Annotated in this window: 25 protein-coding genes; all 25 read right to left on the minus strand. The window is 33.0% G+C overall.

What is annotated here, in order from left to right; all coding sequences use genetic code 11:
• Positions 1–15: 15 nt before the first annotated feature.
• A complete protein-coding gene (locus tag VF726_RS13145) occupies positions 16–753 on the minus strand; it encodes a flagellar type III secretion system pore protein FliP (protein WP_440168706.1) in 738 nt (245 codons plus the stop codon).
• On the minus strand, positions 743–1,090 hold the full coding sequence (locus tag VF726_RS13150; RefSeq protein WP_440168708.1) for a flagellar biosynthetic protein FliO: 348 nt from the start codon (positions 1,088–1,090) through the stop codon (positions 743–745). The genes VF726_RS13145 and VF726_RS13150 overlap by 11 nt, the downstream gene beginning before the upstream one ends.
• Positions 1,091–1,110: 20 nt before the next feature.
• Entirely contained in the window at positions 1,111–1,473 is a 363-nt protein-coding gene (locus VF726_RS13155; protein ID WP_088362398.1) for a FliM/FliN family flagellar motor switch protein, read from the minus strand.
• A gap of 28 nt (positions 1,474–1,501) precedes the next feature.
• Entirely contained in the window at positions 1,502–2,473 is a 972-nt protein-coding gene (locus VF726_RS13160) for a flagellar motor switch protein FliM (RefSeq protein WP_440168711.1), read from the minus strand.
• Between the two features lie 12 nt (positions 2,474–2,485).
• Positions 2,486–2,857: a response regulator gene (locus VF726_RS13165; protein WP_440168714.1), complete on the minus strand. Its 372-nt coding sequence runs from the start codon at positions 2,855–2,857 to the stop codon at positions 2,486–2,488.
• Positions 2,829–3,119, minus strand: coding sequence for a FliM/FliN family flagellar motor switch protein (locus VF726_RS13170; RefSeq protein ID WP_440168717.1), 291 nt, complete (start codon positions 3,117–3,119; stop codon positions 2,829–2,831). The genes VF726_RS13165 and VF726_RS13170 overlap by 29 nt, the downstream gene beginning before the upstream one ends.
• Complete coding sequence (locus VF726_RS13175) at positions 3,112–3,336, minus strand: flagellar FlbD family protein (protein ID WP_088362402.1); 225 nt, start codon at positions 3,334–3,336, stop codon at positions 3,112–3,114. The genes VF726_RS13170 and VF726_RS13175 overlap by 8 nt, the downstream gene beginning before the upstream one ends.
• Before the next feature lie 93 nt (positions 3,337–3,429).
• Positions 3,430–4,944: a flagellar hook protein FlgE gene (locus VF726_RS13180; RefSeq protein WP_440168719.1), complete on the minus strand. Its 1,515-nt coding sequence runs from the start codon at positions 4,942–4,944 to the stop codon at positions 3,430–3,432.
• A gap of 51 nt (positions 4,945–4,995) precedes the next feature.
• Positions 4,996–5,457: a flagellar hook assembly protein FlgD gene (locus VF726_RS13185; RefSeq protein ID WP_440168722.1), complete on the minus strand. Its 462-nt coding sequence runs from the start codon at positions 5,455–5,457 to the stop codon at positions 4,996–4,998.
• On the minus strand, positions 5,441–6,481 hold the full coding sequence (locus VF726_RS13190; RefSeq protein ID WP_440168724.1) for a hypothetical protein: 1,041 nt from the start codon (positions 6,479–6,481) through the stop codon (positions 5,441–5,443). The genes VF726_RS13185 and VF726_RS13190 overlap by 17 nt, the downstream gene beginning before the upstream one ends.
• Entirely contained in the window at positions 6,456–6,914 is a 459-nt protein-coding gene (locus VF726_RS13195; protein ID WP_440168727.1) for a hypothetical protein, read from the minus strand. Before VF726_RS13195 ends, VF726_RS13190 begins: the two co-directional genes overlap by 26 nt.
• 9 nt (positions 6,915–6,923) lie before the next feature.
• Positions 6,924–8,219: a FliI/YscN family ATPase gene (locus VF726_RS13200; protein ID WP_440168729.1), complete on the minus strand. Its 1,296-nt coding sequence runs from the start codon at positions 8,217–8,219 to the stop codon at positions 6,924–6,926.
• Positions 8,203–8,952 carry a FliH/SctL family protein gene (locus VF726_RS13205; protein ID WP_440168731.1) on the minus strand — a complete coding sequence of 250 codons (750 nt, stop codon included), beginning with the start codon at positions 8,950–8,952 and terminating at the stop codon, positions 8,203–8,205. Before VF726_RS13205 ends, VF726_RS13200 begins: the two co-directional genes overlap by 17 nt.
• Positions 8,939–9,949, minus strand: coding sequence for a flagellar motor switch protein FliG (gene fliG / locus VF726_RS13210; RefSeq protein WP_440168733.1), 1,011 nt, complete (start codon positions 9,947–9,949; stop codon positions 8,939–8,941). The genes VF726_RS13205 and fliG overlap by 14 nt, the downstream gene beginning before the upstream one ends.
• Before the next feature lie 47 nt (positions 9,950–9,996).
• Positions 9,997–11,631 (minus strand): flagellar basal-body MS-ring/collar protein FliF, encoded by a 1,635-nt coding sequence (gene fliF / locus VF726_RS13215; protein ID WP_440168735.1) that lies wholly within the window; start codon positions 11,629–11,631, stop codon positions 9,997–9,999.
• 20 nt (positions 11,632–11,651) lie between these two features.
• A complete protein-coding gene (locus VF726_RS13220; RefSeq protein ID WP_176397794.1) occupies positions 11,652–11,975 on the minus strand; it encodes a flagellar hook-basal body complex protein FliE in 324 nt (107 codons plus the stop codon).
• A gap of 26 nt (positions 11,976–12,001) precedes the next feature.
• The gene (gene flgC, locus VF726_RS13225) at positions 12,002–12,415 is read right to left on the minus strand and encodes a flagellar basal body rod protein FlgC (protein ID WP_440168738.1); all 414 of its coding nucleotides are present in this window, start codon (positions 12,413–12,415) and stop codon (positions 12,002–12,004) included.
• 14 nt (positions 12,416–12,429) lie between these two features.
• On the minus strand, positions 12,430–12,813 hold the full coding sequence (gene flgB, locus VF726_RS13230) for a flagellar basal body rod protein FlgB (protein WP_440168741.1): 384 nt from the start codon (positions 12,811–12,813) through the stop codon (positions 12,430–12,432).
• A gap of 104 nt (positions 12,814–12,917) precedes the next feature.
• Positions 12,918–13,187, minus strand: a complete 270-nt coding sequence (locus VF726_RS13235; RefSeq protein WP_440168744.1) for a hypothetical protein — start codon at positions 13,185–13,187, stop codon at positions 12,918–12,920.
• A 1-nt stretch (position 13,188) separates the two neighbouring features.
• Positions 13,189–13,560 (minus strand): flagellar protein FliS, encoded by a 372-nt coding sequence (locus VF726_RS13240; RefSeq protein ID WP_440168746.1) that lies wholly within the window; start codon positions 13,558–13,560, stop codon positions 13,189–13,191.
• Positions 13,561–13,584: 24 nt separating this feature from the next.
• Positions 13,585–14,916, minus strand: coding sequence for a flagellar filament capping protein FliD (gene fliD / locus VF726_RS13245; protein ID WP_440168749.1), 1,332 nt, complete (start codon positions 14,914–14,916; stop codon positions 13,585–13,587).
• A 25-nt stretch (positions 14,917–14,941) separates the two neighbouring features.
• Positions 14,942–15,814 carry a flagellar hook-associated protein FlgL gene (gene flgL / locus VF726_RS13250; RefSeq protein ID WP_440168751.1) on the minus strand — a complete coding sequence of 291 codons (873 nt, stop codon included), beginning with the start codon at positions 15,812–15,814 and terminating at the stop codon, positions 14,942–14,944.
• Between the two features lie 32 nt (positions 15,815–15,846).
• Entirely contained in the window at positions 15,847–17,202 is a 1,356-nt protein-coding gene (gene flgK, locus VF726_RS13255; protein WP_440168753.1) for a flagellar hook-associated protein FlgK, read from the minus strand.
• Between the two features lie 25 nt (positions 17,203–17,227).
• Entirely contained in the window at positions 17,228–17,692 is a 465-nt protein-coding gene (locus VF726_RS13260; RefSeq protein WP_440168756.1) for a hypothetical protein, read from the minus strand.
• A gap of 139 nt (positions 17,693–17,831) precedes the next feature.
• Positions 17,832–18,299: a DUF327 family protein gene (locus VF726_RS13265; protein ID WP_440168759.1), complete on the minus strand. Its 468-nt coding sequence runs from the start codon at positions 18,297–18,299 to the stop codon at positions 17,832–17,834.
• Positions 18,300–18,370: the final 71 nt, after the last annotated feature.

Consider the following 18,370-nt stretch of genomic DNA (forward strand, 5'->3'; position numbering starts at 1 on the left):
AGCTTATTAGCTCTCTTATACTTTCGTGCCTTGAATTAAAATTTCTATGATCAGTTGGAAACCGCCAGCAGCTAGAAATGTTATTAATTTTATTGGCATACTTATTAAGTTTGGAGGTAACATAAACATCCCTAATAGCATTAAGATGGCAGCTACAATCATATCAATTACTACGAAAGCACACATTATGAGTACTCCCATTCCGAATGCATCGTGTACTTGTGTTATTAAATTAGCAACTGTAGCTACTAGAAAAGGAACATCCTCTTTTTTCTCAATCTTAACGTCTGCTATTTTCGCCATCATTTGAATGTTCTTTTCATCCGCATTATCAACCATATATTTTTTTAATGGTGCTTCTGCTTTTTTTATAGTTTCTTCAAAACCTATTTTTCCGTTCTTATAGGGTAAATAAGCATCATTATAGATTTTCTCACCAACTGGTGCCATAACAAATATTGTTAGTATTAATGCTAGTCCACTAATAACCTGGTTTGGCGGTGCTGTCATCGTCCCTAATGCTTGCCTTGTAAGGGATAAAACAATAGACATTTTAACGTAGCAAGTCATTGTAATGATAAGAGCGGGTAAAAATGAAAGTAGCGTTACAATAATAAAGATTTCTAAAGATGATGATAAATCTCCATTTTGACCAATCTTTAAATCTACTAATGGGGCAGCATATGCTTTTTCGCTGAGGGTAAGTGAGAGAGGAATTAATGAGAGTAAAGAAAGAGCAATTTTATTTTTCATTTTTAAATACTTCTCCTAATGCTTTGAATGAATCTTGATGATTCTCACCCATTATCTCTTTTTCCCATTTCGTTTCCTGACTCTCTATATGGCTTGCTTCTAGTTTTTGAAACCCTACACCATTTTGTCCATATGTATATAAGAAATATTCTTTCTCTACCCTGATTACCGATAACCTTTGTCCAAATCCCATCTGTATGCCGTCATCTACTACTTTAATATGTTCACTTTTCTTCATTCCGGCCCAAGTTCGGTTTTTCGCTTTTTTAGTGATAAACCAAATGAGTCCGAAAAGAATAGAAAATATAATAAAGATATTAATAAAATTTAATAACATTTTCCGTTCCCTACTTTACTCTAGTCTTCCAAACGTGAAGGTGCTAGCCTTTCGTCTGAAGGTAAAATTTCTGCAAGTCTTACACCAAAGCTATCATCAATTACAACGATTTCTGCTTTCGCTACAACTCTATCGTCCACAACAACATCAACAAATTCTCCGGCAAATCTGTTTAATGGAATTACTTCACCTTCTGACATTGCAAGTACTTCTTCAAACTTTTTAGTAATGCTAGCAAAAAGAACCCGTACAGGAAGTTCCACATCACCTAGTTTTTCAATTTCTTTTAGGGAAATTTCTTTATTAGTTTGGTTTTCTAATTCTTCTAATATTACTGGATTAACATCTTTAGTGTTATCTTGATTATTGTTTTCGTTTGTCATTACGTCCCGTTAACCGGTTCCTCCCTTCTTAACTATCTTTAGTTGGTTCTTCTATAAACTTCTCTTTAACTTTTTGTATCTTTTCTTCTTTTCCTTCAACTTCTTTTGCCATCCCAATGATTTTAACAGCTGCTTTTCCTTCTTTTGAACCGATTTTTCCTATAAATTTATCTTTTCCTCCAAATTTACATTTAACCGGCTGGTCAATTGGATTTAATATCAGGGTGTCGCCCTTTTCTAAACTTAAAAGCTCTTCCACAGTTAGTGAAATAGTACCAAGCTCTACCTCTAAATTACCCTCGAGTTGTAATAAATGATCTCTTAGGTAAAAAATTTGTTCTGCCGGAGTTTCCGTTTTACGATTTTTAAGAACATTATCTGTATTTAAGCGTTCGATATAACTTTCTATAGATAGGTATGGGATAACAATCTCCATAGTAGAATACTCAGTACCTATTCTTACGTCGAATGTTATGACCGCGACCATATCTTGTGGAAGTGTTATTTTTGCATATTGAGGGTCTGTTTCAGTGGTATAAATGGAGTATTCGAAGTCCCACACGTTTTTAAATGCTTCTTGCAACGGTGGGTATAAGTGATTCTCAATAAGATGTTCTGCGGTGATTTTTTCAAATTCAGTTATGCTTTTTTTAACCTTCTCAATTTTTCCAAATCTACCGCCGGTTTGTTTTGCGTGAACTCGTAGTAAGAAACCGACATCAAATTGTATTATAATTTGTTCTTTATCATCAATGTTAGTAACGCAAAAGATATGTTCATCTTTCTCTTTTTTCTCTAGATACTCAGAAGCAAACGGCAACTGATCAACCTTTTTCACTTCTATTTCAGTTGGCATTCTTAGAAATCCTGATAAATCTGTTGCATAGTTACGTGCAAAAACAGTTAAAATAGAATCTAAGCTTCTTAGATTTTCAAAACTAAATTTATCCGGACGATCAAAATCATATAGGCTATAACTTTGCTCTTTTTTATTTCCCATTTTATCACCTCATTAAATTTCAAGAACCATTGAGACCTCTTCTAATTTATATGGTTTAGTAAGAAATCTTTTCACTCCCATTTCCATAGATTTCTTAATATTCTCATCTGTTAGATGACTTCCACCACAAATTATTACTTCTACTAGTGGTTCAATTTCTCTTATTTTCTTTAAGATCTCAAGACTATCTTCTTTTTTCATTTCAAAATCTAGGAAGATATATTCGAACTCTCTATTCTTTTTTTTGCTGTCAGTTAAAGTTTCAATTACTTCCTTACCATTTTCTGCTTCTAGGATAATAAATTGACTAAGCTGATCCAATATGTTTTTTAACATCGCTCTACTATAAATTGTTTCATTGATTATCAGGATTCTTGGGTACAAGTTCATCTTCTCCTTTCATTATTATTGTTTTTTCTAATCTTAAATTCATTTCGCCGTCTGTATTTCTTAAAATGTGGCCGATACCGAACTGACGATTGTTTACATAGACCTTTAATTGGTTAACTATTGAGTCTTCTAGTTTAAGCGTTGTTCCTTTACGCCATAATAAGATTTCATCTACCGTTTTCATTGTTGTTCCAACTTCAACAATAAGATTAACGTCTATATCTTTTAACCATTTTGGATCACGATTTTTATTCATTTTCCACACACCTTTTGGCTTCAATAATTGCCGCCTTTATAATGTTAACTTTATATCTTTCAATCAATTTATTTATTTCTTCTTCAGTTTCAATTACTGTGAAGGTTTGTCCACCTTCCATTAATAGGTTATACCCCATCAATGATTTTTCGATTGAAATGATTTTATTATGATTCAATAAATATTTCGTAGAATCTGGCTTAGTTAAATAAATCATATATACCTCCTGTACAAGGAAACTTCTTTAAATTCTTTTCAAGTATTTTTGTATTTACCTTTAAAAAGCACTAGAGGAAAACCTCTAGTGCTTTTATCTAATTAGACCGATTGCAACGTTAGATATTTCATCGCTGACACGGATGTTTTTAGAGTTTGCAGTATATGCTTTTTGATAAAACATCAATTCAGTTAATTCTTTAGAAATATCTACATTCGAACTCTCAAGAGAACCAGCTTTAATTGTTCCTTTATTACCTAATCCAGAAGCACCTATTTCTGGTTCACCTGAACTCGCACTCACGTTATATAAATTTTCGCCTTGTGCTTGTAAGCCTGAAGGATTTGCAAAAGTAGATACTGCTACTTGTCCAATCTGTTTAATTGAACCATCGCTGAAATATCCATAAATCAATCCGCGGTCACCTATGTTATATCCTCTTAAAGTTGCAGCTGGGAAACCGTCAGATTCAGTTACGCTTAACTTACTATCGGCTGCTACACCTGTTAGAGCTGAAAAATCAACATTAATAGACATACCTTTTCCAGTAGTTTGAGGTACGAAATCGACTTTAGCAGTTCCATTTGGACCGTTACCAGTTGCTTTACTAATTTGTCCAGAATTGTTATATTCAACAGTTCCGACTTCAGCAACTTGGAATTTAGCAACTGAAGGAGCACCACCAGATTTATAGCTAATTGTAAACCAATCATTTTTGCCATCATTTAGTGTTACTTTTTGGTCGTTGTCAGAAACATTTTTTGTTAGAACAGCATTACCGTCAGGATCTCTTAAAGTAATATCTACTGTTCCAGCAACAGTTCCGGCAGCAGTACTAATTGTATACTCACCTTTTTTCACTGAATTTGCAATTTCACCTGAAGGTTGGAATACAGCGCGTTCTATACTCTTTGATTTTACGAAATCGTCAGCTGGGGAAATAATATATGTATATACATTTGGAGCTTTATTTGTTTTGATGAAGTTAACATCTAAATCGTGTTTTGCACCTAATGAGTCATAAGTTGCAATTTGTGTTCCTATAACCTTACCTGTTTCATCAGTAGCGTTTAAGTTACCTGCAACTTTTGCAGAAGTGGATTCTACTGGGTCTGAAACTTGATTTAGATTGATCTTAATTGGGGATACACCTGCACCTGTATTGATTTTTCCTGTGTTAGCATCTGCATTCCATCCTAGAACATACTGGCCACCTGTAGTTACTAGACTATTATCAGATGATAATTCGAATGAACCATCACGAGTATATAGTTTGTTTTGACCGTTCGCATCACCTACTACGAAATAGCCTTCACCTGAAATGGCTAAATCTGTAGAACGACCTGTGAAGAATACACTACCTTGAGAATGGTCAATTGCCACTCCCTTCATTCTAGCACCGTTACCTAGTTCAGTAGGGTTAATACCAGAATATTGTCCGTTCGGAGAAGTTGCAGCTTTATATTGTTGATAGTATAAATCTTCGAACATTGCTTGCCTAGCTTTATAACCGCTAGTTCTTGAGTTTGCTATATTATTACCTGATACGGATAAACCGTCAGACATTGCTTTCATACCCGCTATACCTTGATAAAATGATCGCATCATTTTTAAATCACCTCGTTATAAAAAGAGAAAAAAACTATTATTTATGTATATTTAATACTGGGAAGCCCCAGTAATTTGATTAACATTGAAAGATTGACCGTTCATAAATTCAAAAAAGACTCCATCTTTAGTATTTCCAACAGATAATACTTGGCCCTCAACATCTCCTTTATCTGTCTTTACTTTTACTTGTTTACCGATAAGGTCTAAGTATTTACTAATTGGATTAACTCCAGCTTCTTTTTGAACTAACTCTTCTACTGCCTTTTTCATATTCATTGTGTTTTGAATCATAGTTAATTGGTTTAATTGTTGCATCATTTCACCATTATTCATTGGTTCCATAGGGTCTTGGTTCTGCATTGATTGAAGGAATAGTTTTAAGAACCCATTTTCGTCTAATAGACTCGTATCTTTCTTTACAGCAGCCTTTGTATCTCCAGATTTAGTTTCAGTGGGTAATCCACTCATAGCTTGAAATTCAGTAGGCATAGAATCAATTGTGTTTTCCATCTTTGTTGTCACCTCTTTCTTGTTGTTCTTCTTTTTGATTATTTTTTTGCTTCTGTCCATCCTCACGCTTAATATCGACCTTTATTTCTATCCCTTTTTCACCCATTTCACTTTGGACTTCAGCTAATATATGGTCTAGCCTATCTCTCATATTGTCAGTTACGTTTGCTTCAACAATAATTAGGCTCCCTTTCTTCTCTACTACTATTCTTAGCTCCTCTTCTTGTTCCTTTAATATCATAGATACTTTTTGCTTGTTTTCGATACGGAAATCTGTCAATTTATTTATTTCATCTTTAAAACTATCTATCCAATCATCGATCTTCATCTGAGTTTTTTTTGAAGTGGTAACTTGCCAGTTTGTATTATTTATCACTACATTCTGTTCTTTTGGTTCTATTGATGATTCTTTCTTTCGAAGTTTTTTTAGCTCATCAAAAATGTCTTCCTTTATGACGTCCTTATCTTTTTCAACTTCCTTATGTAATTGCTTGACTGGTGATGAATTAGACTCGCTTTTTCCATTCATTACTTTTAAAATAGATATTTTGTTATCTACTTCTAAATTTGGATATAAAACTGTATCAATAACATCTGAAATGTTTACTTTTTGATTTAGTGCTGTTTCTAAATTGTTGATCAACTGTTTCAACTCAGATAAATTTAATTTAATATCTGTTTTTAAATGGTATGTATCTTTTTTCTGCTCAAATATGGGTTCATTTATGTTTGTTTTATTTTCGGTCTTATTGTTTTTTTGTTGTATTAGCGGAATTAATAAATCATTAATTACTATTTTTGTTTTTTCACTATCTACACTTTTATTTTTAGAGTTTATTAGATTAGTAACTTTCTCTTTAGATAGCGAATATACTGTTTCTATGGCTTTTTTAGATGCTTCAGGATGTATTTTGGTTTTATTTTTGTTGAATATCGCTTCAAAAACATCTAGATTTTTTTTGTTTTTATTTAAATGTTTTTTTGAGACTGCAACAAGATTATTTATATCGTTTGGAATTCTCAAACGTTTCACCTTCTCTCTCAATATAACGTTTTGAAATCATATCGTTTTGGATTTGTATGTATTCTTTTCTGTTGTTCAGCTCTTCTTTCTCTTTTTCCTTTTTTTCTTTTTCTTCAACAATTTTTTCTCTTCTATTTTTAATTCTTAAATACTCTTGCTTTAATATTTTTATCTCATACTCAATTTTTTGGATTTGAGCTAAAACTCTCTGTTTTTCCGAGTAGTCAATTTGTCTGTTCATATAAATAATGGAGGGAGAGATTCTTTTCTCTTCCTCCATTTCTTTTTTTACTAATTCTCGAAACTGGTCTTCTCTTTCTAAGTATTCTTCCAACTTTAATATCTTGTTGTGTTTTTCTTTCAACATCATCTCAAGCTTAATTTCTTCCCGCTGCACTTTAATAAGGGCTAAATCATATATGTTCTTCTTCATCTTTTTCTCCTAACTCACAATTTGCTCCATATTAACAAGTGTGTCTGTCATTTCATAAGACTCTTTAATATCCTGTTTTAAAAATGCATCAATTGCTCTGTGCAGGTGTACTGATTTGTCTATTTCAGGATCTTTTCCTTTTTCAATTAGTCCTAAATTGTATTGATCTTCAATTTCTCTATATATACTTATATATTTTTTCATTTGTCTTGCTACTTTCCAGTGAGTATCGTCAACAATGTCTTGCATTACCCGTGATACAGAAGATAATACATCGATAGCAGGAAAATGGTTTCTATCTGCTAGTTTCCTAGACAATACAATGTGTCCGTCCAAGATACCTCTGGCCATATCTGGTATTGGTCCATTTAAATCGTCGTTTTCTACTAGAACTGTATATATACCTGTAATAGATCCTTTATCGTTATTACCTGAACGTTCCAGTAAACGTTGTAAACTTGGTTCCATTCCTAGAGTTCTACCTCCAGCTACAGGTATATCGCCATTTGCAATATCTAATGTTCTTCTAGCTTGTGCATACCTAGTTACAGAATCCATCATTAGAAGGACTCTCTTTCCTTTATCCCTGAATTCCTCAGCAATTCTAGTCGCTAACTCGGCTGCCTTTATTTGCATTAAAGGGGATTCGTCAGATGTAGCGGTAATAACCACTGAACGTTTCATTCCCTCTTCACCAAGTTCTTTTTCAATAAATTCGCGTACTTCTCGTCCACGTTCCCCAATTAAAGCAATTACATTAATTTCTTCAGTAGACTCTTTCGCCATTAGTCCTAATAGTGTTGATTTACCTACCCCAGAACCTGCAAAGATAGCAATTTTTTGACCTCTTCCTATTGTTAACATTCCATCAATTGCTTTAATTTTTGTTTGGATGGAATTCTCTATTCTCTTTCTTTTTAAAGGGCTAGGAATTTTACTTCCCATTTCCCATTTGCTTATATTTAAAAACCTTTTACCACTTAAAGGCTCTCCAAATGCATTTAGAATGTTACCTAATAAGTCATATGGATCTTTTGGTAGTTCTATATCCTGATTTGTAGGATATAGTTTCTCACCTATTGTTAATTTTTGTCCGTATGTTAACGGCATTAGGGTCGTTTTGTTGTTTTTTATTCCAACTACTTCATACTTTGCGCCAGTATTTCTATTTTCGAAAACAGACCCAATCGATATGACTGGGCCCTTTGCTACTACGAAGTTTTCGAGTACTTCTTCTACAAAAGCTGGTTTAGAAATAAGTGTGGTATTCATTATTGTGTTTTTAAGGTTAGCTAAGGAGGTCATTTTGTTTTACCCACTCCTCAATAATTTTTTTCAAGTTCTCAATTTTATTTTTTAAAGTGGAATCAATCCATTCTGTTTCTGTTTCAATCATTACCTCTAACTGAGACAGGCTTGGATCAGCTATCCATTCTATCTGACGATCGTTCCATTCTTGCTTCGATATTTTATTCTTCACTTCAGGATTTACTCTAATCCAGATCGTTTTACTCTTATCGTTTACTTCTTTCATTGTTTCACGAACCAAGTTTTTAACTTCATCTTTTTCTAGATGAATTTCTCTTGCTATGATCTTTTTAACGGAAGCCATAAGGATTTCTACAATATCTTCTTCGTTTTTGCTAATCCATTCACTTTTTTTATTCTCTAGCTTTTCTTCCTGAGAAATCATATAGTTATTTGCCTTTAAATATTGTTCCTTTACCTTTTCGAATTCTTCTTTCCATTCTTTACGAACCGTAATCTCAACTTCTTCTCTAACCTCAGCAAGTGCTTCTTCCTTCGCTCTACTATAACCGTCTGTATAAGCATTTGTTCGGATTGCTTCAGCATCAGCGTTTGCTTTAGCAATCTCACGCATTCTATATTCTTCTAATTCTTCAGTATAAGCATCTAATTTCTTTTTAGATGTTTTATCAATGTACGCTTGCTGAGATGAAGAAATATGTTCATCTATATGGATAGCTTCGTCATTTTGTTTTACGCTTTTAATAATTTTTTTATTAGAAAATGACATCGCCGCCACCTCGATCAATTACGATTTCTTTGTTGCGTTCAAGCTCTTTTACGATATTCGCAATTTTTTGTTGCGATTCTTCAGAGTCGTCACGTCTAATCGGTCCTAAACCTTCAAGTTCCTCTTCTAAGATATCTTTACGCTGCTGCGGGAAAGAAGACATAATTTTTTCCCTTAATTCTGGACTAGCTGTTTTAACTGCTTTCGCAATAAGCTCGTTATCAGTAATAACAGAGAATACTTTTTGTAATGAACGTGAATCCAGTACACCAATATCTTCGAAAACAAATAAGTTATCTTTGATTTTTTTTGCTAAATCTGGATTTTTCTCTTCCATACTTTCAAATAAAGTTCTTTCAGTAGAACGGGTTACGTTATTAAGAATGGAAACGATATTTTTAATACCATTTGTTTCTGGAGAGGCATCTGAGAAATTAAGGTTTTGAATTTTTTTGTTTAAGTAAGCTTCCATTTTGGCAATTAAAGCAGGGTTTGTTTGTCCCATTTCAGCAATACCTTCTGCTACATCTCTCATTTTCTCTTTAGGTAGTGAAGATAGTAGGTCTGCTGCCATATTTGGTCTCATATACGTAGCCATAAGTGCGATAATTTGTGGTTCTTCGTTTAACATTAAAGTAACGAATGGAGAAATATCTTTAATTGATTTAAGTGATTCAAATAGGTTGCGTTCATCATTGAATAGACCTTGTAATATTTGATGCTGTTCGTCTTCTGAAAGAAATCCTTCCATTATCTGCATTACGCGTTCTATTCCACTATCTACTAATCCTGACGGGTTTCCTTTAAGGATTTGGACGTATTCTGTGATAGCTTTTTCTACTTGAGCGAAATCATCTACTTGTAATCTCCCTATCGCCTTTAATACTTCTCTTTTTTCACTGTCCTTTAAATGTTGGAATACTTCTCTTGCTGTTTCTAAAGGTACAAAACCTAGAAGTATTGCGGCTTTTTCTGATCCTGATAATTCTAAATTCAAATTTTCTCCTCCTATACAATAGGCCGACCATTAAGGTCGGCCTATCATCATTTTTTCAGTAATTTACTTATTACATCTGCTGTTTCTTTAGGATATTTATTTGCTACATCGCTTGTTAACTTACGTAAATCTGTTTGTTCTTTGTTCCACTCAATATTAAATTGTCCGCCCATAGATTCCATATTTTCTTCTTTATTAGTTTCAAGATTTATCTCTCTATCTTCAATGTCAATGCTTTCAGTTACGTCGTTTGGAATTTCAGTATTTTGTTGTTCAATAAGGATTTCCTCTTCTTCCAACAGTTTCTCTTTTTTCTTTTTAGAGCGCAGAACTAATATAATAATAGTAATGATTAGTCCTAGTACTAAAACTCCAACTAAAACATATGCATACCAAGGTATTTTATCGAAGAAGCCTTTCGTTTCCTTCGGTTTTGTTACCTTTTTATCTTTTACTGCAAATGCTTTCTGTGTAACTTTTACAGAGCCATTCTGATATACCGCTTTATCGTTTGCTACACGTTGAACTTCTCCAGTTAAACCTGAAGCTACTGCTAACATTTCTTCTGCATCGATTAACTCAGGTTGAGTAAGATTAGCATTATCAAACCATACCGCAATGTTAGTATTACGTAACTCAGGATGCTTTATGATTTTCTCAACGGTTTCGCCAACAGCAAAGTTTTCAATTAGACGATCTTTATCTTGAGCACTTAACACTTTCGTATTTTGATCGTTTTGGATCTCATAACGTGGTACCTCTCCGTTTTGATCCGTACCAGGTACTTGTACATTATCTCCTTCTACTTTTCTATCTCTATCTTTCTGCTCATCTTTCGATAACAGAGTTCCTTGTGGGTCGTACTTTTTAATATTTCGTACAATCTCATCGAAGTTTATATCAACATTTACAACAACTTTAACTCTGCCATACACCGCTGAAAGTGCATTGCTTAATTCATTTTCTAGTTTTTTCTTTGTTTCTTCTTGGATTTGTTTTTGTTTAGAAAGATTAGATCCTTTTCCTTCACTTGAAGATAATAGATTTAAATCTTGGTCCACAACTTGTACATCACTTGGCTCTACATCGCGAATAGCTCCAGCAACATATACCTGAACTGCTTTTACTTGTTCTGGCTCAAGAGAAAATCCAGGTTTTAGTTTTAATCCAACAGAAACACTTGTTTTCTTGTTATCCTTTTCAAAGATACTCTTATCTTCTGGTTTCGGTAATTTTACATCCGCACCCTGAATAACATCAAACATTCCTTCTAATCCCTGATTTAATTCTTCTTGTAAAGCGTTTTGATATTGTACATCCTTATCGTATTTGGTACTACCAATACTTAAGTTATTGAAAGATGCTAGTCCTCCTGCTGAACCACCTTTAGGCAGGCCTTCAAGAGCTAATTCCTTCTTTAACTGGATAACATCTCCGTCCACCATCAAAGTCTTTGTATCAGTTTCATACTTGTATTCTATTCCTTTACTAGAGAGGAATTTTTCGATTGCAGCTTGATCATTGCCTTCTATTCCAGTGTATAGGGCTTGGAATCTATTAGGCATAAAGAAAGTGAAAAACAAAAAGATTACTAAAGCTAATCCAATGGTTCCGGCAGCGATTTTTATAGGAGTCCCAACACTCCTCCACTTTTCTTTGAGAATTTGGATTCGTTGGTTCATTAGATCACACCTTATTTAGATTAGATTTGCATATTAAATAGTTGGTTAACACCTTGAACTACTTTATCTCGCGCAGAACTAGCAAAAGACATTTGTAATTCGGCCTTTTGAAGAGCTATTAATGCTCCGTGCGAATTGTCAGAGCGTCCCATTATAACGTCTGCCATTTGTGTTTTAGAATCCACTTGCGTCTTATTCATTTCTACAAATGAATCTAAAATTTGATTAAAAAGTCCACCATTAACCTTTTCTTTTTCTGATGAAATACCTAAATCTTTATCTACTCTATTTTCAATAGAAGAAGATATAGGTATTGGGCTTTGATTTAAACTAATAATGTCCAATTTCCTAAACCTCACATTTCATAAAACTAAACTCTACCGATCTCGTGTTCTTTTTCCATCATTTTTTTAGAAGCACTTAATACAGTTGCATTTTGTTCATAACCGCGTTGAGACATTAGTAAATCTGTCATTTCAGAAGTAACATTTATTTCAGGGTACTCTACATATCCTTCTTCATTAGAGTCCGGATGTTCAGGGTCATATACTAATCTAGTATTATTATCTTGAACGATTTGTTTTACTTGTACACCGTTCCCGATTTCCTGATTTAAAATGTCATCAAATTTTTTCTTCTCTTCAAAAACAACTGTTTGTCTCTTGTATGGACCGCCACTGTTTGTTCGAGTGGTATTCATATTCGCTAAATTATTACTTATGGCTTCTGTCCATTCTTTATTTGCAGTCATTCCTGCACCACTAATATCTAATACTGAAAACATTCCTGCACCTCCAGTTAGCGACCAATCGCTAATTTATGTAAAGAAAACTCCTTGTTTACCGCGTTAACACTAGTTGAGAAAATAAAGTTATTTTTAAGCATTTTAATCATCTCTGCGCTTGTATTTACATTATTCCCATCTATTCTTGCGTTACCATTACTTTCAATGGTCTCTTGGTAATTAGGGATGCTCAGGGGAGATGATTGGTTTGATATATGCTTTTCATCACCCGTTTGTAACCTTAAATGCATTTCTTTTTCGAGTACTTGTTCAAAACGAAGAGTTTTAGTTTTATATTCTGGAGTATTAAAATTCGAAATGTTATCCGCTATTACTTTACGATTCGTAGTAGAGTAGTCCATAACATCATTGATAAAAGGTATAAAATCTCCAAACATTATCTGACACCCCTTTCATAAAAAAAAGACGGGTTTCCTCCTCTTTATTCTCAAGCTTTTTCTTTTCTCCTTATTTTTTTATACGTAAAAAAACAGAGGGACGCTTATTCGTAAAGCATAAATGTCCCTCTGTTTCTATTAAACGAATCGTCTTGAATTATTTTCTCTTTAAGTGCTTCGGATAATTCTTTAAGTAATTCAGATAACTCCTCATCTTTTTCAATTAACCACAGGATAACCTTGTTTCTATCAGGCTCTTTATAAGAATAAATCCATTCAGTTCTTTCAGCAATAAGGGCGTTATACGTTTCTTTATCTGCTTTTATAATAGATTCTTTTAACTTGTCGTAAAACTCTACTGCTGTAGCATTCATTTTAATCCCTCATTTCTGAAAAACCTTCTAATAAGTCATTTATTACAGGTTCAGTCATTTTTATTTGTTCTAAACAAAATTCTATATCATCCGATTTATCAATTATTGACTCAAATACTTCGATCATCCATTGATAATGCAGGGAAACCCTATCAACCGTAGGATTTTCAGTATCTCTATTCAGCATTAAATCAAGTTCTTCTAAGATATGTATTGAATTATTTAATCTTAAAACATACTCTTCAATATCATTATTTTCTAGAAGTTTAATTGCGTTCTTATTATTCAAGATAATTTTCCTCATAAATTTTATAACAATTTGCTTTGGTTCGAAGGAAGCATATCCAGTAGTACCGTAATAATTTGCGTTCATTTAGATACCCCTTTCTATTTATTTTTATTTATCGTTATTTGACATACCTAATTGAGCCATTAGGTATTGGTTTTGTTGGTTCATACCGGCCATCATAGTTTCGAAAATCGCGTATTTTTTAATAATTGCTTTTTGTTGTTTCTTAAAATTAACTTCAAATTTATCTATTGTAGCGGTAATCCTTTTAATCCTTGTATCTAAACCATCAATTTCTGTTTCAATCATACCTTTAGCCTTCGTATAGCGATCTACTACATCGTAAAGTTTTCCACCGAATCCTTCTTTACCAGCTATCATATCCGTTGCTTTTTTAGGCGATTCAGCATACATCTTTTTAAATTTGTCTTGATCAAAGGAGATGGTACCATTTTTCGCATCCTTATCTAAGCTAATCCCTAATTCGTATAGCATTGTACCTGATTCCTTGACAGAGAACAGCAAGTCATTCATTTGCTTTTTTAACATTTTTGGAAGTTGCTCACCCTGAAAGAATCCTTTTTCCCCCGATACTGAGTTTATATCTTTAAGTACTTTGTTATAACCATCTACTAATTCTTTTACTTTTTTCACAACATCGTCCACTGACCGTTCAACACTAAAATCAATATTCCCTTTGGTTTCCTTTGTTAAATTAATAGTAATTCCATCAATTTCACTGTACGTATTTGTATCGCTTTCCATTTTAATTCCGTTGATTGTAAACTTAGAACCGACAGCTTCTTGTAATTGATTTTTCACTATACCTTGGCTTGTGATTCCGAGTTTTTCCCAAGCAGCAGAGTTACTAAATTTAAGCTCATTCGTTTTCCCTGTCTCTTTTGAAGTTAATACTAATTTGTTATCAATAACAACGGCATCCGTTTTAAAGCCACCGTCATTAATGGTTTTTGCAATAGCTTTCACATCCATATCTGCGGTAATTTTTAAATCTTTTCCGTTAAGTTTTACTGTTTCATCTATTCCTAATGGGCCGTCGGCTTGTTTATCTCCCATTAATCTATGTTTTGTTGCAACCTGCTCAACACTAATAGAATAAGAAGCGTCTAGCGCATCACCTTTTGCTGTAATACTAACAAATCCTTCTTCAGACATCTTTACTGCTTTACCATCAGTATTCAAATCCTTAACTTGTTTTACGATATTGTTGAAGTTTGTTAAAGATGATTTAAATGAATTCCAGACTTGTTTTTCAGTGTCTAATGTTTTTTGTTTATCTACATAAGGTTTTTGTCTTAATTGCATTATTTTTAGTTCTGCTTCAATGATTGCTTTTGTATCCCATTGAGAACCTAATCCAAAAATCTGCAATCTATCGTCCATTTGTGTAATTTGACCTTTATCAAAAATACTAGCCATTTACATCCCTCCCTTTGATATGTTTTTAAATATAATCAAGAATTGAATTTTTCATCATATTTACACTACTTTTTATTGTTGCTTGCATAATGTTTTGCGTATACATAAAGTCAGATATTGCATCTGCCATATTTACATCTTCCGTTTCTTGTTTTTTTAATGAAAGATCTGTTTTAGTTTGATTGTATGCATCGCTAAGTAGTTCAATAGATTGTAATTGCACACCAATTTTAGAGCGGTTATCTATAAAGTCGCTTTTCGATTTGTCAAAGTCTTTTAATGTCGCTTCTATTTTAGCTTGATCGTTTGATCTTAGAGCATCCCTAACTTTAACCAACTCTTCTAGAACAGGAATAAACACTTTATCTGCTGATTGAGACACAGTTGCCTCCATTTGTTCCGAAACTCTTATTTTCATATCTCCGTTGTTTCCGTTATAAGTAAAGTTTGTACCGTCATAACTTATTGGAGTAGTATTTAGCTTTTCGCCACTAAACATTTGTCTGTCTAAATGTTGCGCATTAGCAAAGCCTAAAATCTGCTTTATTGTTTCTTCTATTCCTTGAGCCATAACCTCTCTATCTTCCTTGGAGTATGTATCGTTGGCTCCTTTAACAGCTTGTTCTTTCGCCTCGTCTAACGAATTAATAGTTTTATCAAATGTCATATCCATAAACTCTAATAAACTTTTAGCATCATTTACGTTGTCATTAAATTGGTCAATTCGACTTTCAGTTACTTTAATTAACATTGATCTATTTACTCGAACAGGGTCATCACTAACTCTATTGAAGATCTTCCCTGTTGCAATTTGTTCTAATTTTTTATTACTTTCATATTGCATATTACTTATACGATGTTGTGTCATTTTAAACTTTTCGAAACTAGATACTCGCATTTAAACACCCCCTGAAAAAATAGAGAAAATACCTATAGTATAGAAAGTAAATCGTTTAGCATTGAATCTACTATTTTTAAAGTTTTTGCATTAGCTTGGTAATACTTTTGGAATACCATAAGATCAGTCATTTCCTCGTCAGTACTAACACCTTGTATTTCTTGTCTTTGACTTTCCATTGCTTGTTGTACATCTACGTGAATCAATTCACTTTCTCTTGCAATATTTAAATCAGATGCTAATCGAATCGTATAACCTTGGTAATAATTTATTGGTGATTTACCATCCATAAATGGTTTACTCTTTAAGTCAGCAAGTGCTTTTCCTATGTCAGCGTTACCTATAACACCCTGTTTACCTGAAAGGGCTAATTTATTGGGGTCATCGATTAATTCGCTGTTAATCTCTATTGTTCTAATGTCGCCACCCTTGAAAAATTGCACACCTTTCGAACCCTTCAAGTCATATCCTGATTCTTGTAAGGTATTTACCTCATTAATAATGTTCTTTACAAGTTCATTAAGTTCTTTTTCATATTTAGGTATGTTAACATCCCTTGCCTCGATAATTCCTGCTAGAGAACCCGATTTCGGCTTAAATTCAATATCTGATGCAGCTAATACCCACTTGTCTGTAGATGGTACATACATTGCATCAATATTGTATTTATTCTTCCCAGATAATAATGTCGCGTTACCTACTTTGATCTCCATATTCATTGGAGATGATTTATGAACAACCTCTACATCTATATAACTTGAAAGTTCATCAAGGTATTTATCCCTTTCATCCATTAAAGCGTTAGCCTTATCTGAATAAATGTTCTCCATTTTTTGATTCACGTTTGCTATTTTACTTATCAATTCATTAACTCTTTCAACTTCTGTAGTCAATTTTCTATCTGTTTGGCTCTTAACCTCATCAAGTTGATTTGCAACACCTCTGATTTTTTCCGCAAACATTTTCCCTGCATATGCAGTGTTTAATCTATATGAGCTTTGTTCTGGATATTTACTTGCCTCTTCAAATGAATTGAAAAATCCATTCATTAAATCAGAAATTGAGTTTTTACTTGTTTCGTTATATATAGTTTCTACATTTGAAAGTACATCTTTTATTGCACTATGATATCCAATAGTGCCTCCTTCAGTTCTTGATTGTTGGATAACTAATTCATCTCGAACTCTAGTAATCTGTTCTATTGAAACGCCTGTACCTAATTGAGCGTTAATTCCAGATACACCAGCTGGATAATTACTTGCATTTGCTTCAACTCTTTGGCGTGCATAACTCGTATTATGTGCATTGGCGATATTGTTTTGTGCAACTTGAATCATCTTTTCGCCAGCTCTTAGACCTGATAAAGGAATGTAAAAATTTAAACCCATAAGAGATCACCCCTTAAATAAAAAATTAAAACTCTTTGTTTAATAACATTGGTCCACCTTGGCCTTGTTGTTCTCTTTCAGCTGTATTAATTATGAATTCCACAGTATTAGATTTTACCTGACTAACAATTTCTGCATATTGAATGTTTCGTTTTAGATTAAAGTGAAATTGACCAATATTGGTTGTCATTTTATCTACTTCTTTTTCAACAGCATTTTTTTCATCTATATAAGGAAGAATTTCTAGTAATTTTTCTATCCTTCTATTTTCTTCAGTTAAACCGAGTGCTTTAGCTTTATCCCTTACTAATAGTATTAGTGTTTGTTCTATTTTATTTTTTTCTTCAAAAAGGCTGTTAGATTGTAATTCTAACTCTTTTCTTTTATCGTAATTTTTTTCTTTTAGAGCTTCATATATTTGATTAGTTACTTCCGCTAAATCGGAATAACTTTTAGATAAATTTTGAATTAGTTCTATAATCTCTCTCATATTTCTTCCCCCGTTTCTAAAAAGGTTTTTATTTTTAAAAATAATTATGTAACCCTTCAATACCTTTCGTTCTTTCCGGATATATTTTTCCCTTTAATTTTAAAAGTCTCCTCTATTTATATTAGAAGAGACTTTATTGTCAAACGATTAATTCAAAAAGCATACCTTGTATCTCACCAGTGAGTTGTAGAATTTCTAATCTACCCATTTGACTGTTAACCAATTTATCAGTTAATTCGTCTACTTTGTCATCAACCGCTTTTATAACTTGTATCTTTTTTGAGTAAAATGTGCCATCATTCATTTTATGCTCTTTTAAGTAAATATCGTTATTTACGTAGTAATCCAAAAACTTTTTCACAGATTCCTTATACATATCTAAGTTATCCTGAGTAATATCTTGTTCTAGCTGGGTTTTCATTTCTTCTAAAGACTTAATCCATTCTTCGAGGGTACGAGTTCTTTCAGTTCCCTCGACTTCTCCTGTCTTTAGTGCTTCTTCAAATTTATCGGCTTTTTCTTTCATTTCTAATGGATTTAATTGTTTTGTCTCTACAATATGCTCTATTTTTCCCAGCAGTAGTTCATTTGGCATTCTTATATCCAATACTTTCACCTCAATTATTATATTTATTAATGATTTACTACTAGTTAGCTAAGTTCCTACTTTTAAGTGAA

The organism is Bacillus sp. Brlt_9 (genome assembly GCF_051948935.1).
Lineage (GTDB): Bacteria > Bacillota > Bacilli > Bacillales > Bacillaceae_G > Bacillus_A.

Excerpts from the sequence above, each read along its gene's own strand:
- VF726_RS13200 (WP_440168729.1), bottom strand. The coding sequence starts at position 8,219 with ATGACCTCCTTAGCTAACCTTAAAAACACAATAATGAATACCACACTT.
- VF726_RS13150 (WP_440168708.1), bottom strand. The coding sequence starts at position 1,090 with ATGTTATTAAATTTTATTAATATCTTTATTATATTTTCTATTCTTTTC.
- VF726_RS13235 (WP_440168744.1), bottom strand. The coding sequence starts at position 13,187 with ATGAATGCTACAGCAGTAGAGTTTTACGACAAGTTAAAAGAATCTATT.
- VF726_RS13155 (WP_088362398.1), bottom strand. The coding sequence starts at position 1,473 with ATGACAAACGAAAACAATAATCAAGATAACACTAAAGATGTTAATCCA.
- VF726_RS13195 (WP_440168727.1), bottom strand. The coding sequence starts at position 6,914 with ATGAAGAAGAACATATATGATTTAGCCCTTATTAAAGTGCAGCGGGAA.
- VF726_RS13260 (WP_440168756.1), bottom strand. The coding sequence starts at position 17,692 with ATGAGAGAGATTATAGAACTAATTCAAAATTTATCTAAAAGTTATTCC.
- flgB (WP_440168741.1), bottom strand. The coding sequence starts at position 12,813 with ATGTTTGGAGATTTTATACCTTTTATCAATGATGTTATGGACTACTCT.
- VF726_RS13205 (WP_440168731.1), bottom strand. The coding sequence starts at position 8,952 with ATGTCATTTTCTAATAAAAAAATTATTAAAAGCGTAAAACAAAATGAC.
- flgK (WP_440168753.1), bottom strand. The coding sequence starts at position 17,202 with ATGGGTTTAAATTTTTACATTCCTTTATCAGGTCTAAGAGCTGGCGAA.
- VF726_RS13160 (WP_440168711.1), bottom strand. The coding sequence starts at position 2,473 with ATGGGAAATAAAAAAGAGCAAAGTTATAGCCTATATGATTTTGATCGT.
- VF726_RS13175 (WP_088362402.1), bottom strand. The coding sequence starts at position 3,336 with ATGATTTATTTAACTAAGCCAGATTCTACGAAATATTTATTGAATCAT.
- flgC (WP_440168738.1), bottom strand. The coding sequence starts at position 12,415 with ATGTTTTCAGTATTAGATATTAGTGGTGCAGGAATGACTGCAAATAAA.
- VF726_RS13240 (WP_440168746.1), bottom strand. The coding sequence starts at position 13,560 with ATGAACGCAAATTATTACGGTACTACTGGATATGCTTCCTTCGAACCA.
- fliD (WP_440168749.1), bottom strand. The coding sequence starts at position 14,916 with ATGGCTAGTATTTTTGATAAAGGTCAAATTACACAAATGGACGATAGA.
- VF726_RS13180 (WP_440168719.1), bottom strand. The coding sequence starts at position 4,944 with ATGATGCGATCATTTTATCAAGGTATAGCGGGTATGAAAGCAATGTCT.
- VF726_RS13170 (WP_440168717.1), bottom strand. The coding sequence starts at position 3,119 with ATGAATAAAAATCGTGATCCAAAATGGTTAAAAGATATAGACGTTAAT.
- VF726_RS13145 (WP_440168706.1), bottom strand. The coding sequence starts at position 753 with ATGAAAAATAAAATTGCTCTTTCTTTACTCTCATTAATTCCTCTCTCA.
- fliF (WP_440168735.1), bottom strand. The coding sequence starts at position 11,631 with ATGAACCAACGAATCCAAATTCTCAAAGAAAAGTGGAGGAGTGTTGGG.
- flgL (WP_440168751.1), bottom strand. The coding sequence starts at position 15,814 with ATGCGAGTATCTAGTTTCGAAAAGTTTAAAATGACACAACATCGTATA.
- VF726_RS13185 (WP_440168722.1), bottom strand. The coding sequence starts at position 5,457 with ATGGAAAACACAATTGATTCTATGCCTACTGAATTTCAAGCTATGAGT.